General features: G+C 66.4%; 22 protein-coding genes. 13 read left to right on the top strand and 9 right to left on the bottom strand.

Translation table 11 applies throughout. The features are described 5' to 3' along the window. On the bottom strand, positions 1–399 hold a 399-nt coding region (locus G3N97_RS25260), incomplete at its 3' end, for a hypothetical protein (RefSeq protein ID WP_205995768.1). A gap of 227 nt (positions 400–626) precedes the next feature. Between G3N97_RS25260 and G3N97_RS25255 the strand changes: the two genes are divergently transcribed. The 13 genes from G3N97_RS25255 to flgL all read left to right on the top strand — a co-directional run bounded on the left by G3N97_RS25255 (position 627) and on the right by flgL (position 13,211). After that, the gene (locus tag G3N97_RS25255; protein ID WP_205995766.1) at positions 627–1,130 is read left to right on the top strand and encodes a flagellar basal body protein; all 504 of its coding nucleotides are present in this window, start codon (positions 627–629) and stop codon (positions 1,128–1,130) included. A gap of 59 nt (positions 1,131–1,189) precedes the next feature. After that, on the top strand, positions 1,190–1,615 hold the full coding sequence (flgC, locus tag G3N97_RS25250) for a flagellar basal body rod protein FlgC (protein WP_065065615.1): 426 nt from the start codon (positions 1,190–1,192) through the stop codon (positions 1,613–1,615). Positions 1,616–1,808: 193 nt separating this feature from the next. Beyond that, positions 1,809–2,465, top strand: a complete 657-nt coding sequence (locus G3N97_RS25245; RefSeq protein WP_080180625.1) for a flagellar hook assembly protein FlgD — start codon at positions 1,809–1,811, stop codon at positions 2,463–2,465. Between the two features lie 23 nt (positions 2,466–2,488). After that, positions 2,489–3,724, top strand: coding sequence for a flagellar hook protein FlgE (gene flgE / locus G3N97_RS25240; RefSeq protein WP_205995764.1), 1,236 nt, complete (start codon positions 2,489–2,491; stop codon positions 3,722–3,724). 32 nt (positions 3,725–3,756) lie between these two features. Beyond that, positions 3,757–4,515 carry a flagellar basal-body rod protein FlgF gene (gene flgF / locus G3N97_RS25235; RefSeq protein ID WP_065065618.1) on the top strand — a complete coding sequence of 253 codons (759 nt, stop codon included), beginning with the start codon at positions 3,757–3,759 and terminating at the stop codon, positions 4,513–4,515. 54 nt (positions 4,516–4,569) lie between these two features. Next, positions 4,570–5,358: a flagellar basal-body rod protein FlgG gene (gene flgG, locus G3N97_RS25230; protein ID WP_065065619.1), complete on the top strand. Its 789-nt coding sequence runs from the start codon at positions 4,570–4,572 to the stop codon at positions 5,356–5,358. 116 nt (positions 5,359–5,474) lie between these two features. Further along, positions 5,475–6,137: a flagellar basal body L-ring protein FlgH gene (locus G3N97_RS25225; RefSeq protein WP_241030822.1), complete on the top strand. Its 663-nt coding sequence runs from the start codon at positions 5,475–5,477 to the stop codon at positions 6,135–6,137. Further along, positions 6,131–7,330: a flagellar basal body P-ring protein FlgI gene (locus G3N97_RS25220; RefSeq protein WP_065065620.1), complete on the top strand. Its 1,200-nt coding sequence runs from the start codon at positions 6,131–6,133 to the stop codon at positions 7,328–7,330. The genes G3N97_RS25225 and G3N97_RS25220 overlap by 7 nt, the downstream gene beginning before the upstream one ends. Positions 7,331–7,341: 11 nt before the next feature. After that, positions 7,342–8,358, top strand: a complete 1,017-nt coding sequence (gene flgJ, locus G3N97_RS25215) for a flagellar assembly peptidoglycan hydrolase FlgJ (protein ID WP_205995760.1) — start codon at positions 7,342–7,344, stop codon at positions 8,356–8,358. A gap of 423 nt (positions 8,359–8,781) precedes the next feature. Beyond that, a complete protein-coding gene (locus G3N97_RS25210) occupies positions 8,782–9,537 on the top strand; it encodes a flagellar brake protein (protein WP_205995758.1) in 756 nt (251 codons plus the stop codon). Between the two features lie 190 nt (positions 9,538–9,727). After that, on the top strand, positions 9,728–9,898 hold the full coding sequence (locus G3N97_RS25205) for a hypothetical protein (protein WP_205995756.1): 171 nt from the start codon (positions 9,728–9,730) through the stop codon (positions 9,896–9,898). A gap of 62 nt (positions 9,899–9,960) precedes the next feature. Continuing rightward, a complete protein-coding gene (flgK, locus tag G3N97_RS25200; protein ID WP_205995754.1) occupies positions 9,961–11,958 on the top strand; it encodes a flagellar hook-associated protein FlgK in 1,998 nt (665 codons plus the stop codon). Positions 11,959–11,969: 11 nt separating this feature from the next. Further along, positions 11,970–13,211 carry a flagellar hook-associated protein FlgL gene (gene flgL, locus G3N97_RS25195; RefSeq protein WP_205995752.1) on the top strand — a complete coding sequence of 414 codons (1,242 nt, stop codon included), beginning with the start codon at positions 11,970–11,972 and terminating at the stop codon, positions 13,209–13,211. Positions 13,212–13,308: 97 nt separating this feature from the next. On the opposite strand, the gene fliR is transcribed toward flgL, so the two are convergent. From fliR to G3N97_RS25155, 8 genes are all read right to left on the bottom strand, one after another. Beyond that, the gene (gene fliR / locus G3N97_RS25190; protein ID WP_205995751.1) at positions 13,309–14,100 is read right to left on the bottom strand and encodes a flagellar biosynthetic protein FliR; all 792 of its coding nucleotides are present in this window, start codon (positions 14,098–14,100) and stop codon (positions 13,309–13,311) included. A gap of 37 nt (positions 14,101–14,137) precedes the next feature. Further along, complete coding sequence (gene fliQ, locus G3N97_RS25185; protein ID WP_065065627.1) at positions 14,138–14,407, bottom strand: flagellar biosynthesis protein FliQ; 270 nt, start codon at positions 14,405–14,407, stop codon at positions 14,138–14,140. 10 nt (positions 14,408–14,417) lie between these two features. After that, positions 14,418–15,272, bottom strand: coding sequence for a flagellar type III secretion system pore protein FliP (gene fliP / locus G3N97_RS25180; protein ID WP_241030821.1), 855 nt, complete (start codon positions 15,270–15,272; stop codon positions 14,418–14,420). Next, positions 15,273–15,884 (bottom strand): flagellar biosynthetic protein FliO, encoded by a 612-nt coding sequence (gene fliO, locus G3N97_RS25175; RefSeq protein ID WP_205995750.1) that lies wholly within the window; start codon positions 15,882–15,884, stop codon positions 15,273–15,275. Beyond that, complete coding sequence (gene fliN, locus G3N97_RS25170; protein WP_205995749.1) at positions 15,881–16,351, bottom strand: flagellar motor switch protein FliN; 471 nt, start codon at positions 16,349–16,351, stop codon at positions 15,881–15,883. Before fliN ends, fliO begins: the two co-directional genes overlap by 4 nt. Next, the gene (fliM, locus tag G3N97_RS25165; RefSeq protein ID WP_065065630.1) at positions 16,344–17,345 is read right to left on the bottom strand and encodes a flagellar motor switch protein FliM; all 1,002 of its coding nucleotides are present in this window, start codon (positions 17,343–17,345) and stop codon (positions 16,344–16,346) included. The genes fliN and fliM overlap by 8 nt, the downstream gene beginning before the upstream one ends. Before the next feature lie 45 nt (positions 17,346–17,390). After that, entirely contained in the window at positions 17,391–17,891 is a 501-nt protein-coding gene (gene fliL / locus G3N97_RS25160; RefSeq protein ID WP_205995748.1) for a flagellar basal body-associated protein FliL, read from the bottom strand. Between the two features lie 440 nt (positions 17,892–18,331). Further along, positions 18,332–18,896: flagellar hook-length control protein FliK (locus G3N97_RS25155; protein WP_205995747.1), on the bottom strand; the 565-nt coding region annotated here is incomplete at its 5' end.

The following is an 18,896-nucleotide window of genomic DNA, read 5'->3' as shown; positions in this document are numbered from 1 at the left end:
GACCGTCACGATGCTGGGCGCGTCGTTCTGGGCGGCGGCGTTGCCGCGCTCGCCCGCGCCGGGGATCGTGATCATGCCGGGCTGTTGCGCTTCGGCTTCGGCGCGCGATTCGGCGTTGTTGTGCGTGAGCAGCGCCGCGCGATCGGCGTACGCCTTCGCGTTGGCGGCGGGATCGGCGGCCTTCGCGGGCTGCGCGAGCATCGCGGTCATCTTCGCGGCGTCCGAACCGGCGCGGTCGCCAGGGCCCGCGATGTAGATCTGCTGGCTGGACGCGCCCGACGCATCGCTTTGCGCCTGCGCCGCCGAAACGAAGCCCAGCACGCCGAACCATGCCGCCGTGACGGCCGCGAGCCGGTGCGCCGTCGCGCGTCGCGCGTTCGGGTTGGCAGTCTGCGGCATCGTCGTTCTCCCTCTATTGCATTGACACGCATCGCATTCTAGGCGTCGGCCCCCGCTCGCTAACGTCGAATAGAGGGGGGCTTTACCGGCTATTCGTCCGATTGGTTCTTGCGTTGCCCGCCTACTATTCCTCTCCATGCGAAAAGGCCTGCGCGGCCGATCCACCGGTTGGATGCGCACTGCATGCGCCAACGCAGCCTTTCATTTCGTGTAACGGAGAACGCCCGATGCTGGACAAACTCGATGCCGAATTCGCCTTTGGACGCGAAGCGCTCGATGTGCGCGCGACGCGCCAGGCGCTGATCTCGTCGAACATCGCGAACGCCGACACGCCTGGCTACCAGGCGCGCGACGTCGACTTCTCGTCCTCTCTCGCCGGCGCGCTGCGCCAGGCTGGAGCGGGTTCGTCGGCCGGCGGCGCGGCAGGCAACTTCCAGCCGCTCGTGATGGCGCAACCCGCGGGCGTGACGAGCGGCATGTCGATGGCCTCGACGGAAGCCGGTCACATGCCCGGCAACGCGAAGCTCATCGCGACGGGCGGCCCGACCGAGGCGTATTCGAGCCCGGTGATGTACCGCAACCCGACGCAGCCCGCGCTCGACGGCAACACGGTCGACCTCGACACCGAACGCGTGCAGTTCGCGGACAACGCGCTGCACTTCGAGTCGGGCATGACCGTGCTCTCGAGCCAGATCAAGACGATGCTCTCGGCGATCCAGTCGGGCTCGTAAGCCGACCGCCGCACGCTACGCAAGAACACACAGCAGCATTTTGTGAGGTCACCGAAACCATGCCATCCCTGATGAATATCTTCAGCGTTGCCGGGTCCGCCATGTCGGCGGAGTCGCAGCGCCTGAACGTGACGGCGTCCAACCTCGCCAACGCGGACAGCACGACCGGCCCGGACGGCCAGCCGTACAAGGCCAAGCAGGTCGTGTTCGCGGTCGACCCGCTCGGCGGCGCGCGCAGCGCGTCCGGTCAGCAGGTGGGCGGCGTGAAGGTGACGGGCGTGATCGACGACCCGACGCCGATGAAGCAGACCTACGACCCGGATAACCCCTCCGCCAACGCGGACGGCTACGTGACCATGCCGAACGTGGACCCGGTGCAGGAGATGGTGAACATGATCTCGGCGTCGCGCTCGTATCAGGCGAACATCGAGACGCTGAACACCGCGAAGACGCTGATGCTCAAGACGCTCACCATCGGCACGTAAGGCGGCACGAGACAGTACGCAAGAAGACCCCTGAAACAGGCGTCCGACGCCGCGGCGAAAGCGGCACGAGACTACACCACACACCACACGCTACCCAGTTTAGCCGGGCGTATCCGAGGAGAACGCGTTGACTTCCAGCAGCACCACCATCGGCGGCAGCTCCGCCACCGTGTCGCAAAGCCTGCTCGACACCATGAACGGCACGTCGTCGAGCTCGTCGACGTCCTCGTCGAGCGGCACGAGCGGCACCAGCGGCAGCGATCTGCAAAACACTTTCCTGCAACTGCTCGTCGCGCAGCTCAAGAACCAGGATCCGACCGATCCGATGGACAGCTCGCAGATGACTTCGCAGCTCGCCCAGATCAACACCGTGTCGGGCATCGCGAACCTGAACACCTCGCTGACGTCGCTGTCGACGCAGCTGTCGGCGGGCCAGAACGCCCAGGCCGCGCTGCTGATCGGCTCGACGGTGCTGGCTTCGGGCACGACCGCGACGGTATCGAGCGGCTCGGCGCCGCAGCTCGGCGTGCAGCTCACGTCGGCGGCGTCCGACGTCAAGCTCACGATCACCAACTCCGCGGGCAAGGTCGTCAACACGCTCGACCTCGGCGCGCAGTCGGCCGGCACCGTGCCGATCACCTGGAACGGCACGGACGCCTCGGGCGCCACGGTCGCGGACGGCGACTACACGGTCAGCGCCAGCGCCACCATCAACGGTCAGGCGGCCACCGCCACCGCGCTCGTCGCGAGCAAGGTGCAGGCCGTCATCCAGCAGACGGATGGCACCGCGAGCCTGTCGCTCGCCAACGGCAAGACGGTCGCGCTCTCGAGCGTGGCCGGCATTCTCTAATCGACATCGCGGAGTAGAAACTCATGGGCTACCAGCAAGGTTTGAGCGGACTCGCCGCTTCGTCGAACGATCTCGACGTGATCGGCAACAACATCGCCAACGCCAACACCGTCGGCTTCAAGCAGAGCACGGCGCAGTTCGCCGACGTCTACGCGAACACCATCGCGACCTCGGTCAACACGCAGATCGGTCTGGGCGCGGCGCTCTCCGAAGTGCAGCAGAACTTCTCGCAGGGCACGATCACCACGACCGGCCAGGCGCTCGACGTCGCCATCAACGGCAACGGCTTCTTCCAGATGTCGAACAACGGCACGATCACGTACTCGCGTAACGGCGTGTTCCAGCTCAACAAGAGCGGTTACATCACCGACGCGGCCGGCAACGACCTGATGGGCTACGCAGCCGACAGCACCGGCGTCGTCAACACCGCGCAAACGGTGCCGATCCAGGTGCCGACGACCAACATCGCGCCGGTCACGACGAGCAGCATCACCGCGCAGGTCAACCTGAACGCGCAATCGACCGAGCCGACCGCGACGCCGTTCTCGGAAACCGACTCGAACACGTACAACTACTCGACCTCGGTCACGGCGTACGACTCGCTCGGCGGCAAGCAGCAGGTCAACATGTACTTCGTGAAGGACGCGACGAGCGGCCAGTGGGACGTCTACGCGGGCACCACGGGCAACGCCACGAAGATCGGCTCGATGACGTACGACTCGTCGGGCAACCTGACCGGCACGACCGACGCCGCGGGCGTCGCGACCACGCTGGGCCAGCTCTCGCTGACGGTCAACCCGACCGACGGCTCGGCGACCAACCAGAAGATCACGCTCGACGTCACCGGCTCGACGCAGTACGGCAGCGCCAACGGCGTGAACAACCTGGACCAGAACGGTTACCCGAGCGGCACGCTGTCGAACTTCTCGATCGGCGCCGACGGCACCATCACGGGCAACTACTCGAACGGCCAGACGATGACGCTCGGCCAGATCGTGCTCGCCAACTTCAACAACCCGAACGGCCTGCAGAACCTCGGCGGCAACCAGTTCGCCGCGACCTCGGCTTCGGGCGTCGCACAGGTGTCCGTGCCGGGCAGCACGAACCACGGCACGCTCACGGGCGGCGCGGTGGAGTCGTCGAACGTCGACCTGACGAACCAGCTCGTCGACCTGATCACGGCGCAGCGCAACTATCAGGCGAACGCACAGACCATCAAGACGCAGCAGACCGTCGACCAGACGCTGCTGCAGATGTAAGCGCGCCACGCCATTAACGCACCGGGCACATCATGGACCGACTGATCTATACCGCGATGACGGGCGCGAGCCAGGCGCTCGAGCAGCAAGCCGTCGTCGCGAACAACCTGGCGAACGTCTCGACCACGGGCTTTCGCGCGCAGCTCGCGAATTTCCGCTCCGTGCCGATGTCGTTCGGCGACGGCTCGACCGTCAACGACTCGACCACGCGCACCTTCGTGCTCTCGGCGACGCCTGGCTCCGACATGACGCCCGGTGCGATCTCGCGCACCGGCAATCCGCTCGATATCGCGGTGCAGGGCAACGGCTTCATCGCCGTGCAGACCGCCGACGGCAATGAAGCGTACACGCGCGCCGGCAACCTGCACGTCGACGAAAACGGCCAGCTCGTCACGGCCAACAACCTGCAGGTGATCGGCGGCGGCGGCCCGATCGCGGTGCCGCCCGGTTCGGCGGTCACGATCGGCTCGGACGGCACGGTTTCGGCGATCGCGCCGGGCAGCCCGGCGAGCGCCATCGCCATGATCGACCAGATCAAGTTCGTGAACCCGCCCGCCGGCGCGCTCACGCGCGGCGACGACGGCCTGTTTCACACCGGCGACGGCAATCCGGCCGACGCGGACCAGTCGGTCCAGGTCGCGACGGAATCGCTCGAAGGCAGCAACGTCAATCCGGTGGCCGCGATGGTCTCGATGATCACCAACGCCCGGCAGTTCCAGATGCAGACGAAGCTCTTGCAGAACGCCGACCAGAACGAGCAGTCGGCGAACCAGCTGCTCAACTTCAGCTAAGACATTTAAAGGCCGCAGGCTCTACCGCAGACGCCGCGCCGGGAGAAATACACCGTGAACCGATCGCTCTACATCGCCGCCACCGGCATGAACGCCCAGCAGGCGCAGATGGACGTGATCTCGAATAACCTCGCGAACGTGAGCACCAATGGCTTCAAGGGCTCGCGCGCGGTGTTCGAGGACCTCATGTACCAGACGCTGCGTCAGCCGGGCGCGAACTCCACGCAGACCACCGAACTGCCCTCGGGCAGCCAGGTCGGCACCGGCGTGCAGCAGGTCGCGACCGAGCGTCTCTACACGCAGGGCAACCTGCAGCAGACCGGCAACTCGAAGGACGTGGCGATTAACGGCGCGGGCTTCTTCCAGGTGCAGATGCCCGACGGCACGACGCAGTACACGCGCGACGGCTCGTTCCAGACCAACTCGCAGGGCCAGCTCGTGACGTCGAGCGGCTACCAGGTGATCCCGGCGATCACGGTGCCGGCCAACGCCACCTCGCTGACCATCGGCAGCGACGGCGTGGTGACGATCACGACGCCGGGCTCGGCGAACGCGACGACCATCGGCTCGCTGCAGCTCGCCATGTTCATCAACCCGACCGGCCTGCAGTCGAACGGCCAGAACCTCGCGTCGGAAACGGCTTCGTCGGGCGCGCCGACGGTCACCACGCCGGGCCTGAACGGCTCGGGCTCGCTCAATCAGGGCTACGTGGAATCGTCGAACGTGAACGTGGTGCAGGAACTCGTGAACATGATCGAGACGCAGCGCGCGTACGAAATCAACAGCAAGGCGGTCACGACGTCCGACCAGATGCTGCAGACGCTGAGCCAGATGCAGGTCTGATGACCGCGGCGTAGCGTTCAGGAAACCGGTAGCAACAGTAATTCGGAATCGAAGTGGTGAGGAGCATGGGCCAGTCCGTTCAATTCAACTTTCGCGCCAGCGCGCGGCGTCAGGCGATGCGTGTCGCCGTGGCGGCGGCCGCGCTCGCTGCGCTGGCGGGCTGCGCCTATATCCCCAACCGGCAGCCGATCGTGCAGCAGCCGATGACGGCCTTGCCGCCGGCGCCGCCGCTCAACAGCTCGCCGGGTTCGATCTACAACCCGGGCTACGTGGGCCGTCCGTTGTTCGAGGATCAGCGTCCGCGCAACACCGGCGACATCCTCACCATCGTCATTTCCGAAAACATCAACGCGACGAAGTCGTCGGGCGCCAACACCAAGCGCGGCGGCAGCACGGCCTTCAGCACGCCGACCGCGGGCTTCGCGCCGGGCTTCTTCTCGCGCGCGAATCTCTCGGCGACGGGTGCGAACCAGTTCGACGCGACCGGCGGCGCGAACGCGTCCAACACGTTCACGGGCGTGATCACCGTGACGGTGACGAACGTGCTGCCCAACGGCAACCTGGTGGTGTCGGGCGAAAAGCAGATGCTCATCAACCAGGGCAATGAGTACGTGCGCTTCTCGGGCGTCGTGAATCCGAACACTGTTGCCGGAGACAACTCCGTGCTCTCGACCGACGTCGCCGACGCGAAGATCGAATACTCCGCGAAGGGCGTGATCGACGAAGCCGAGACGATGGGCTGGCTGCAACGCTTTTTCCTGAATCTCGCACCATGGTGAAGATCCGTTTCCAGCGCACGCGCCGCTCGCGCGTGAAAGACCTGCTCGCCGCTTTCGGCGTCGCGGCCGGTTTCGTGTTCGCGTGCGGTGCGCTGCTCGCGTACGCCACGCCCGCGCGCGCCGAACGCGTGAAGGATCTCGTGACCTTCGCTGGCGTGCGCGACAACCCGCTGATCGGCTATGGCCTCGTGGTGGGTCTCGACGGCACGGGCGACCAGACGACGCAGGCGCCGTTCACGACGCAGACGCTCGCGAACATGCTCGCGAACCTCGGCATCTCGATCAACAACACGTCCAGCTCGTCGGGCTCCTCGCAGACGCTGAACAACATGCAGCTCAAGAACGTGGCGGCGGTGATCGTCACGGCGACGCTGCCGCCGTTCGCGCGTCCCGGCGAGCAGATCGACGTGACGGTGTCGTCGCTCGCGAACGCCAAGAGCATTCGCGGCGGCACGCTGCTGCTCACGCCGCTCAAGGGCGCGGACGGCCAGGTCTACGCGCTCGCGCAGGGCAACGTGGCGGTGGGCGGCGCGGGCGCGTCGGCCAACGGCAGCCGCGTGCAGGTGAACCAGCTCGCGGCCGGCCGCATCTCGGCGGGCGCGACGGTCGAACGCGCCGTGCCTTCGCCGGTCGCGCAGCAGGGCGGCATCCTGCAGATGGAAGTCAACGACATGGACTACGACACGACGCAGCGCATCGTGGCGGCGGTCAACAACCTGTTCGGCGACGGCACGGCGGCGGCAGTCGACGGCCGCACGATCCAGGTGCGCGGTCCGAGCGATCCGGCCTCGCAGGTGGGTTTCATCGCGCAGATCCAGAATCTCGACGTGCGCCCGGCGCAACCGGCGGCGAAGGTGATTCTCAACGCGCGGACCGGCTCGATCGTGATGAACCAGATGGTCACGCTCGAAAGCTGTGCGGTCGCGCACGGCAATCTCTCGGTGGTCGTCAACACGCAGACGGCCGTGAGCCAGCCGGGTGCGCTGTCGAACGGGCAGACCGTGGCGGCGCGGCAGTCGCAGATCCAGCTCAAGCAGGATAATGGCTCGCTCAAACTGGTCACGGCGGGCGCGAATCTCGCGGAAGTCGTGAAGGCGCTCAACGCGCTTGGCGCAACGCCGGCGGATCTGATGTCGATCCTGCAGGCGATGAAGGCGGCGGGCGCTTTGCGTGCCGACCTCGAAATTATCTAAGGACGTGAAGAATGGATAACTCGAATATCGGCGGCAGCAGCGGTAACAGCGGCCTCGACCTGACCAATCGCTTCGCGCTGGACGTGCAGGGCTTCGACGCCATGCGCGCCGCCGCCAACGCCTCGCCGCAGCAGGGCGTGAAGGCCGCCGCGAAGCAGTTCGACGCCGTCTTCACGCAGATGATGCTCAAGAGCATGCGCGATGCGACACCCGACGACGGTCCGCTCGACTCGAAGGACGGCGCGCAGTTCACCTCGATGATGGATCAGCAGCTCGCGCAGCAGATGTCGAACAAGGGCGTCGGCGTCGCAAACGCGATGATCAAGCAGCTCATGCGCAGCATGGGCGGCCAGGGCGGCATGGATGGCGCGAGCGGTTCGGGCGGCGCGGGCGGCATCGCCGGTGCGATGCAGGGCCTTTCGGGTTCGGGCGGCAGCGGCAGCGAAGGCAACCTCGCGATGCTCAACGCGCTCGGCCGCGCCTACGGCAACGCCGCCGCCAATGGCGCGCTCGGCAAGGGCCAGGGCTGGGACGCGAACAGCGCGCTCACGCCGGCCGTGCGCGGCAACGGCGACGACAAGGTCGACGCCTTCGTCAACAAGCTCGCCACCGGCGCGCAGCAGGCGAGCGCGACGACCGGCATTCCGGCGCGCTTCATCGTCGGCCAGGCGGCGCTGGAGTCGGGCTGGGGCAAGCGCGAGATCATGAAGGCGGACGGCAGCACGAGCCACAACGTGTTCGGCATCAAGGCGACCAAGGACTGGACCGGCAAGACCGTCACGACCATGACGACCGAATACGTGCACGGCAAGCCGCAGCGCGTGGCGGAGAAGTTCCGCGCCTACGATTCGTACGAAGAGGCGATGACCGACTACGCGAGCATGCTCAAGAACAATCCGCGCTACGCCTCGGTGATCAACGGCTCGCACAGCGCCGAGAGCTTCGCGCACGGCATGCAGCGCGCCGGTTACGCGACCGATCCGCACTACGCGAAGAAGCTGCTGTCGATCATGCAGCAGATGGTCTGATCGGCGTCGATCCGGCGGCGATTCAGCCTCCTGATTTTCACGCGCGCGGGCCGCGTCACCGTCCCGCACTGTCTTGACCGGCCGCGCTTCTCGTACACTCCGCGCGGCCGTTTTCATCGGATTCCACGGTTTTTTCGCACGCTCGTCCGGCTGCGATCGCATAACGCGCGTTAGCGTCATGCAAACGTTCCCTCGCCGACGATCGCTGCACAATGCGCGCGCGTTGAGCGACGATCCGCGCGCCGATTGCGCCGAACTGTGCGCCGCAACACAGTTTTTTTGTGGGCGCCCCCTAAATTTCCTCGTTCGTCTGCCGCTAATGCAGGCGAGATCGAAAAGATTCAGGGGCGGCAGAACCGCCCGGACGGCGCACGACGGGCTCTCCGACGCGCGCCGGCATCTCCACGAAATTCCGGCAGGCCGATGAATACCGTTCAGTCGAATCAACAGGAAGCCTCCGAGGGCGAAGTCACCGACTTTGGCCGGCGCAATCCGCTGGAAGTCGGGGTGCAGTTGCGCAACCTCGCCAACCGGGGCGATTTCCTCACCTTGCAATATCGCGGCGGCCAACTGGTCACGCGCATTCTCGACGTCGACACGCGCGAGCGTACCTTCACGTTCGACTGGGGCGCGTTGCCCGAGCAGAACAGCGAAGTGCTGGCGGCGCAGGAATGTCAGTTCCACGCTTCGCCCGACGGCGTGCGCGTGGAGTTTTCCACGGGCGCACCGCGCGAGACCACATTCGAAGGGCGTCCGGCGTTCGTCGCCGGTTTCCCCGACGTGCTGTTCTACGTGCAGCGGCGCGAGTATTTCCGCGTCGATACGCCGGTGCTCGAGCCGTGCCTGTGCCGCGGCGCGCTGCCCGCGGACGGTCTGCGCTTCCAGTTCGAAGTGCACGATCTGTCGCTCGGCGGCATCGGTCTGCGCACGACCGACCCGCGCGCGGCCGAGTTCCAGATGGGACTCACGATCCGCGACGTGGAGCTCGATCTGCGCTCGCACGGCACGCTGCGCGTCGATCTGGCGCTGGCCGTGCTGCGCTTCATCGACCTGCCGAACGGCGACCGCCGCTATCACCTGGGCTTCCGCTTCGACGCGCTGCCCGGTGCGTCGGAAAACAGCCTGCAGCGCTATATCACGCAGCTCGAAATGAAGCGGCGCGCGTTCCAGCGCGCCTGATGCGTCCACGGCGCGCCGGAGCTTTCCCGCGCGCCGTGTCCGTATCGCCGCAGCAAGGCGGCGGCAGTATCGGGATACACCGTTAAAACGGGCCGCGAACAGGCCTGAAAGAGCGCCTGAAAAGCGCCAGTGTCAGACGTGGCGAGCCACGGCAAGCCGCTTCGCGCCAGTCGTTTCGGACTGCAGGACGTTGCTGCTCGATGCCGCGCCTTGCAGCACGTTGCCACATGCCGCGATCGTCGCCGCGCATGCCCCGCGCATCGTCCTGCCCGCGCGCGTTTCGCCCGCGTTCCGGGCAAACGTTTTCTGCACGAAATTCCCGATCCTTACGCTTAATTTTCGCCTCGCGCTGCCGTTATAAAAGGGGTTCACCCACGCGGCCCGAGCGATCAACGTCTCGACGGCCGTTCACGAGGATCATGCATGTCCAACATTTTCTCGATCGGCCTGAGCGGCTTGCAGGCGGCCCAGATCGGTATCGCCACTGCTGGCGAGAACATCAGCAATTCGTCTACCGCGGGTTACAACGTGGAAAACGCGGTGTTTACCGAGGCGAACGGGCAAAATTCGGGCAGCGGCTACATCGGCGCCGGCGTCAACACGGCCACGGTGCAGCGCGCCTATAGCCAGTACATCACGACGTCGCTGAACAACGCGCAGTCGACCAACAGCGCGCTGACGGCGTCGTACACGCTCGCGACCCAGCTGTCGAACCTCGTGGGCAGCCCGACGTCGGGCATCGCATCGTCGATCACGGCGTTCTTCTCGGGTCTGCAGAACGTGTCGAACTCGCCGGACAGCACGGCGACGCGCCAGACCGCGCTCTCCGACGCGCAGTCGCTCGCCGACCAGATCAACGCGGCCGGCCAGCAGTACGACTCGCTGCGCCAGAGCGTGAACACGCAGCTTTCGAACGCCGTTTCGCAGATCAACACGTACACGCAGCAGATCGCGCAGCTCAACACGCAGATCGCCACGGCGAGCGCGTCGGGCCAGCAGCCGAACCAGCTGCTCGACCAGCGCGACCTCGCGGTGTCGAATCTGTCGCAGCTCGTGGGCGTGCAGGTCGTGCAGAACAGCAGCGGCTACAGCCTGTTCCTCGGCAACGGCCAGCCGCTCGTGGTGAGCGGCCAGAACTACAACCTGACGACACAGCCGTCGAGCACCAATCCGACCGAAATGACGGTGGCCTGGCAAGGTCTGCCGGGCTCGACCACCGCCGCGCAGCCGCTGACCAGCGCCGCGCTGCAAGGCGGCACGGTGGGTGGCCTCGTGTCGTTCGTGCAGGGCACGCTCGATCCGGCCGAAGCGCAGCTTGGCGCGATCGCGACCAGCTTCGCCGCGCAGGTCAACGCGCAGAACGCGCTGGGCCTCACGCAGGGCGGCTCGGCGGGCGGCGACCTGTTCACGGTCGGCGCGCCGGTCGTCACGGGCAATCTGAACAACACGGGCAACGCCACGGTGGCGGCCTCGCTCACGAACGCCGTGAGCCCGCCGACCGACAACTTCGCGGTCTCGTATTCGAGCGGCACCTGGACGCTGACCGACACCACGACCAACACGGTCGTCGGTTCGCAGACCACGCAGCCGAGCACGACGAACCCGCTCACGGGCGGCGGCCTGTCGGTCACGACCACGGGCACGATGGCCGACGGCGACTCGTTCTCGATCCAGCCGACGGCGGGCGCACTCGACACCTTCTCGGTGGCGACGAGCGATCCCTCGGCGATCGCGGCGGCTTCGCCCGTGCTGGTGTCGGCGCCGACCACGAACACCGGCACGGCAGTGGTGACGCAGGGTGCGGTGACTTCGGGCTACACGATCGCCTCGACGCCGACCACGCTCACCTACGATTCGACGCTGGGCACGCTCTCGGGCTTCTCGCCGAACTCGACGGTCACCGTGACGGTGCCCGGCTCCAGCACGCCGACGACCTACACGATCGACGCGGCCGGCACGACCACGATTCCGTACGACTCGACCACGGGCGCGACCATCGCGATTTCGTCGGGGACGACGGGCGACATGAACAACGTGAGCTTCACGCTCACGGGCGCGCCCGCGAACGGCGACACCTTCACCATCGCGCAGAATTCCGGCGCGGCGCAGGACGGCCGCAACGCGCTGGCGATGGCGAACCTGACCTCGGGCACGGCGTTCAGCAATTCGCAGACGCTCACCAACGCGTACTCGAACTACGTGAACTCGATCGGCAACACGGCGAGCCAGTTGAAGGCGTCGAGCACCTCGCAGACCTCGCTCGTCACGCAGCTCACCTCGCAGCAGCAGTCGGTGCAGGGCGTGAACCTCGACGAAGAAGCAGCGAACCTGCTGCAGTACCAGCAGCTCTATCAGGCCAACAGCAAGGTGATCCAGACGGCGGCGTCGCTGTTCCAGACCCTGATCGGCATTTTCCAGTGAGGCGCTGAACCATGCGTATCGCGACTTCCCAGATCTACAGCTCCAGCGTGGCGACGATGGAGAACCAGCAGTCCCAGTTGCTCAACGTGCAGCAGCAGATTTCGACCGGCGTCGCCATTGCGAACCCGGCCGACAATCCGCTCGGCGCGGCGCAAGCCGTGCAGCTCTCGGCGACCGGCGCGACGCTCACGCAGTACGCGTCGAACCAGACCGCCGCGCTCTCGTCGCTGCAGCTCGAAGACTCGACGCTGTCGAGCGTGACGACCACGCTGCAAAGCATCAACCAGCAACTGCAGTCGGCGGTGAACGGCGGTCTCAACGACTCCGACCGCCAGGCGCTCGCGCAGCAGCTGCAAGGCGAACGCAACCAGCTGCTCACGCTCGCCAACACCACGGACGGTCAGGGCAACTACCTGTTCTCCGGCTTCCAGAGCACGACGGCCGTGTTCGCGAACAAGAGCGGCGGCGGCGTGGTCTACAACGGCGACAGCGGCCAGCGCACGATCCAGGTGGCCGGTTCGCGCACGATCGCGATCAGCGACACGGGTTCGTCGGTGTTCCAGAGCGTGTCGGCGGTCGGCTCGTCGGCCGTGCCGCGCGGCAACTCGGCGAACACGGGCACGGGCGTGATCGGCGGCGTGACGGTGACGGACACCACGCAGGCGACCAACAATCACAATCTGTCGATCGAGTTCAGCGACGCGAGCGGCTCGCTCACCTATTCGGTACTGGACAACTCGACGTCGCCGGCCACGGCGCTGTCGTCGAATCAGCCTTACACGGACGGCCAGGCGATCAGCCTCGGTACCGGCATGAACGTGACGATCACGGGCACGCCCGCGAGCGGCGACAACTTCTCGATCACGCCCGCAACGGACTCGCAGAACAGCGACATGTTCGCGAGCATCGATGCCGCCATCGCCGCGCTGCAAACGCCGGTCACGGGCGACGTCGCCGCGAAGGCCTCGCTGACGAACGCGCTGACGACCGCGCTGACCTCGGTCGGCAACTCGCTGTCGAACGTCATCACGACGCAGGCTTCGGTCGGCGGCCGCGAGCAGGAAGTGAAGGCGCTGCAGGCCGTTACGTCGACGAACTCGCTGCAGACGACGTCGAACCTCAGCGACCTGACGAGCACCGACATGACCGCGGCGATCTCGCAGTACGAGCAGATCTCGAACGCGCTGTCGGCTTCGCAGAAGAGCTTCGCGGCCACGCAGAATCTCTCGCTGTTCCAGTACATCAACCCGTAAGACCTTCGGGTTGTTCGATGTAAAAAACGGCGGTGCGCGAGAAGCGCACCGCCGTTTTTCTATATTCGATACCTGCGGAACAGCGCCGCGGCGAAAACTACGGCACCGGCTTGAGCGCGGCCGCCACGCGGCCCATCTGCTCCAGACCGCCGTCGATCAGGCGCGCGAAATAGGGAATCAGGTTCGGCGTCATCGCCATGATCAGCAGCATGCCGACGAGCATGGTGATCGCGAAGCCGATCTGGAAGATACCGATCTGCGGCGCGGCGCGGTTGAGAATGCCGAGCGACAGATTGGTGATGAGCAGCGCCACCACCACGGGCAGCGAGAGCAGCAGGCCCGCGTTGAACACCGTCGCGCCCCAGTTCGCGAGCAGCCGGTAGCCGTTCGCGGAGAGCACGTTGGCCGAGATCGGCACGCTGGTGAAGGTCTGCATGAGCGCGGCGATCATCTGCAGATGGCCGTCGAAGGCGAGAAACGCGAGCATCGCCATCATGTTGAGCCACGACGACAGCGCGGGCGTGCTGCTGTTGGCCTGCGGATCGAAGAACGAGGCGAAGCCCAGACCCATGCCGAGACCCATCAGGTCGCCGGCGGCCGTCACGACGGCGAACACCATCTGCATGACGAAGCCGAGCGCGATGCCGATCATGAACTGATTGACGAGAATCCACACGCCTTCGGCCGAAAACACCGTGGTCTGCGGCATCGCGCCGAGCGTGGGCGCGACGATCAGCGTGATGAACGCGCCGAGGCCGATCTTCACGCGCATCGGCACCGAGCGGTGACCGACGATCGGCGCGACCGCGATCAGCGCGAGAATGCGCGTGAACGGCCAGAGAAACGCGGTGAGCCAGCCATTGAGCTGCGCGTAGGTGACGGTGAACATCGTGAGGAATGCGCGGCGGCGCCCGGCTGGGCGCGCCTCAGCCCGCGAGCGACGGAATGCTCGTGAACATCTGATGCATGTAGTCGAGCATGGTGGTCAGCATCCACGGACCGGCGATCACCAGCGTGACCGCGATCGCGATGAGCTTAGGGATGAACGAGAGCGTGCTTTCGTTGATCTGCGTGGCGGCCTGGAACAGGCTCACGATGAGACCCACGGCGAGCGAGACGAGCAAGAGCGGCGCGGCCAGCAGCAGGGCGACGTACATCGCCTGATGCGAGAGCGTCATGACCATTTCGGGCGTCATCGTGGGGTCCTCAGGTGAAGCTCTGCGCGAGCGAGCCGATCAACAGTTGCCAGCCGTCCACGAGCACGAACAGCATGAGCTTGAAGGGCAGCGAGATCGTCGCGGGCGAGACCATCATCATACCCATCGACATCAGCACGCTCGCCACCACCATGTCGATGATGAGGAACGGAATGAAGACCGTGAAGCCGATCTGGAAGCCGGTTTTCAGCTCGCTCGTGATGAACGAGGGCACCAGCAGCGTGAGCGGCACGTCTTCGGGGCCCTGCATGGGCGGCGCGTGGGCGATGCGCGCGAAGAGCGCGAGATCGGTCTCGCGGGTCTGGCGCAGCATGAAGGTCTTGAACGGCGCGACGCCGCGCGAGACCGCTTCCTCCATCGGCAGCGTGCCGGCGGAGAAGGGCTTGTAGCCGTCGTTGTACGCCTTGTCGATCACGGGCGACATCACGAACAGCGTGAGAAACAGCGCGAGTCCCACCAGCACCTGGTTGGGCGGCGTGGTGGTCGTGCCGAGCGCCTGACGCAGCAGCGAGAGCACGATGATGATGCGCGTGAAGCTCGTCATCATCAGCACCATCGCGGGCAGGAACGTCAGCATCGTGAGCAGCAGCATCGTCTGCACGCTCAGCGAATAGGTCGTTCCGCCGGCGGGGCCGGGGCTCGTGGTGAAGGCCGGCAGGCCTTGCGGGCCGGTGGCGGCCTGCGCGTGCGCCAGATGCGGCAGCAGCAGCGCCAGAGCGCCCGCGCCGAAGGCGAGCGCGACGGGCAGGGCCGCGCGCGAGAATTTCACCGAAGTCGGGGTGGAAGAGGCGCTTGCGCGGCTTGCGTCGCCCGCGTGCGCGTCGTGAAGGGAACTGCCGTGCATTTACTGCGCTCCGCCGTCGTGACGCTTGAAACGTTTGCCGGCTTCGTGTTTCAGCGCGTCACGAAAGCGCTGTCCGAAGCTGCCTTGCAGGGCGGGGTCGCCGCTCGCCGTCACACCGGCCGCATTGGCCACGCCGGCGGCGGGCAGTTCGCCCGCGGGCATCGTGTGCAGCAGGCGCACGCTGCCGGGCGCCGCGCCGAGCACGAGCCAGGTATCGCCGATCTCGACGACGGCCACGCGCTCCTTGCCGCCGAGCGAAGCGCCGCCCACGGTTTTGACGAGCGCATTTTTCGGACCGTGCTGCAGACCGAGACGCCGCGCGAGCCACGCGCAGCCGAACACCACCGCGATCACCAGCGCGAGCCCGAACACCGTTTGCAGCAACGCGCCGAAACCGAGCGCCGGCACCGCGCTGCCCGCGACGACCGCCGAAGCGCTCGAAGCGGACTGCGCCGCCTTGTTCACGGCCTGCAGGTCGGCGGCGTTCGCCGCGACTGCCGCGCCCGCTGCGCCCGAGAGGGCCAGCGCGAGCGCGAAGTGGAGCGTCCTGCGCGCGTGAACCACGAGAGCGACGTGAGCAAAACGCGTGACGGGCCCGGCTGCGCGAGTCATCGATTCAGCTTCCGGATCCGTTCGGACGGCGTGATGATGTCGGTCAGACGGATACCGAACTTGTCGTTCACGACCACCACTTCGCCCTGGGCGATCAGGCAGCCGTTCACGAGCACGTCCATCGGCTCGCCGGCAAGGCCGTCGAGCTCCACCACCGAACCTTGCGCGAGTTGCAGCAGGTTGCGGATGGCGATCTTGGTGCGGCCGAGTTCGACGGTCATCTGGACGGGAATGTCCAGAATCATGTCGATGTCGTTGCGCGTCGAGTTCTGGTCGACCTTCGAGAGCGGCTGGAACACGGCAGCGGGCGCCGCGGCGGGCGCGTCGTTGCTGTTCTGCTCGGCCATCGCCGCCGCCCAGTCGTCCAGCGACGCCTCATCGGCGCCCGAACCCGGCACATCGGCCGCGGCTTCCTGACCCGCTTCGAGCACGGGCTCTTCGCCTTGCGGGCTGTTCACGTCACTCATATCCACCTTCCTTCATCGTGTCGGCTGCGCTGATCATCTTCTGGACCCGCAACGCGTATTGACCATTGAAAATTCCGTAGCCGCATTCCATCACCGGCACGCCGTCGACCTTCGCGACGATGTGCTCGGGAATGTTGACCGGCAGGACGTCGCCCTTCTTCATGTTCAGGATCTGCTCGAACGTGATGGGCACCTGCGCGAGATCCGCGGTGAGCTCCACTTCGGCGGCCTGCACCTGCTGAGACAGCACGCGCACCCAGCGGCGGTCCACGTCGAGCACTTCGCCCTGCAGCGGCGAGGCGAGCACGTCGCGGATCGGCTCGATCATCGAGTACGGCATGCAGATGTGCAGCGTGCCGCCCGTCGGGCCGAATTCGATCGAGAACTGCGTGACGATCACGATCTCGTTGGGCGTCGCGACGTTGGCGAACTGCGTGTGCATTTCCGAGCGCACGTATTCGAACGTCAGCGGGCGCACGCTCTTCCACGCCGTCGTGTAGTGCTCGAAGACGAGGTTCAGCAGGCGCGCGATGATGCGCTGCTCGGTCTGCGTGAAGTCGCGGCCTTCCACACGCGTGTGGAAGCGGCCGTCGCCGCCGAACAGGTTGTCGACCACGAAGAACACGAGGTTCGGATCGAACACGAACAGCGAGGTGCCGCGCAGCGGCTTCACGTGGACGAGATTCAGGTTCGTCGGAATCGGCAGGTTGCGCGTGAATTCGCTGTACTTCTGCACGCGCACGGGACCGACCGAGATTTCGGCCGTGCGGCGCATGAAGTTGAAAATGCCCACGCGCAACAGACGCGCAAAACGCTCGTTGATGATTTCGAGGCCGGGCATCCGGCCGCGCACGATGCGTTCCTGCGTCGCGATGTTGTAGGGCCGCACGCCCTGCTTTTCGGACGAGCTGGAGTCGCTGTCGACTTCGCCGGTGACGCCCTTGAGGAGGGCATCGACCTCCTCCTGCGACATGAACTCGTCGTGACCACCCATGCTCATGATGCGAGGCTCCCGGATATCTTCGCGCTGTGCATGGCGTTACTGCACGACGAATTCGGTGAACAGCACGTCTTCGACCTTGGCGGGCTGGCCGCGCGGGTCGGAGGGCTGCGAGATCAGCGCGGCCAGCTCGGTGGCGAGCGCGCGCTTGCCGTCGAGCGGCGCGAGATCGGACGCATGCTTGTTCGAGAGCGCCAGCAGCACGCGGCTGCGGATCTCCGGCATGTGCGCGACGAGCGCGTCCTGGGTCGCCTGGCTGTCGAGCTTGAGCGTGAGGCCGATGCGCAGATAGTGCGTGTCGCCGTCGTCGGACTGCAGGTTCACCGTCATCGGTTCGAGCGCGTAGTAGACCGGCACGGGCGGCGGCGGCGGTGCGCTCGCCGTGGCGGCGGCCGGATGACGCGACATGAAGAACCACACGCCCGCGCCGGCGGCACCCGCGGCAAGGATCGCGATGATCACGATGAGAAGGATCCGCTTGAGCGGTCCGGGTTTCGCGCCCTGGGGCGCAGCTTGATCTTTTGCGGTCGTGGTCGCCATGTCGGTCGTAAGCCTGGGTGGTGCGGTGTTGGGGCCGAGTGTGGGGCCGTCGGGAAAACGCCCGCCGGTCGCGCAAGTTGCGCGCCGCGTGCGACATCAATCCCGGCAGCCTGCATTGTTCCGGCTTTTGCCTTACAGCGAAGGGAGGAATAGACGGGGGATTTCCGGCTATCTCGTGGTTTTGTTGCAGGTGCGGCGCGGATGCCGGAAAGCGCCGATGCGCGCGGCATCGCGGGTGTTGCGGCGCCCTGTCGTCACGTTGGAGAGCGATGCCCGAAGAAGGGCGCGCGATGGGGTCCGATCAGGGGCGATCTGGGTCGATCGATGGCGCGCGGTGCAAGAGAGACCGGCCGGGCGGCGCGATGCGCGCGCCGCCCGCCGTTGCCAGGCGTTGGCCGCTGTTGCCAGGCCTCGTCAGACGTTCCTGGCGGCGATTGCCATCAGGCGAAGGTGTCGATCAGGCCGACGGTGCGCGTGGTCGGCGCCGTGGTGGTGCTGCCGATGGCGTCGTCGACGCCGCTGCCGGAGGCGAGGCTGCTGCCGCCCGAACGCGACGAGCGCGAACCGCTGCCCGAGCCGCTGCCGCTGTCCTGTTGCGCCTGCTGGTTCATCTGACGCGAGAAGCCGTCGCTGACGCTCGCGCTGCCCAGACCGATGCCGTTTTCCTGCATCTGCTCGCGCAGCTTCGGCAGGGCCGCTTCGACGGCCTCGCGCACCTGCTGATGCTGCGAGACGAAGAGCGCGTGGGCGTGGTTCTCGGAGACCTGCAGCACGACTTGCAGCGGGCCGAGATCCTTCGGATTGAGCGTGAGTTCCGCCGAGCTCTGGTGCGCGTTCGAGAGGAACACGACCTTCTGGCTGAGCGCGTCTTCCCAGTCGCTCGTGCCCACCTGCGGCGCGAGCGTGGCCGATGCCGCCGCCGACGCCGCCGGATTGGTGGTCGCGACGGCCGCCTGGGTGGCCTGCGCCTGAGCCGCCGCCGCAGCGGCCGCCTGGGTGGCGGCG

Origin of the sequence: Paraburkholderia sp. Ac-20347 (assembly GCF_017104805.1) — a bacterium.
GTDB lineage: Bacteria > Pseudomonadota > Gammaproteobacteria > Burkholderiales > Burkholderiaceae > Paraburkholderia > Paraburkholderia tropica.
The sequence above is the reverse complement of the archived record's forward strand: the minus strand, read 5'-3'. Positions and strand labels throughout refer to the sequence as shown.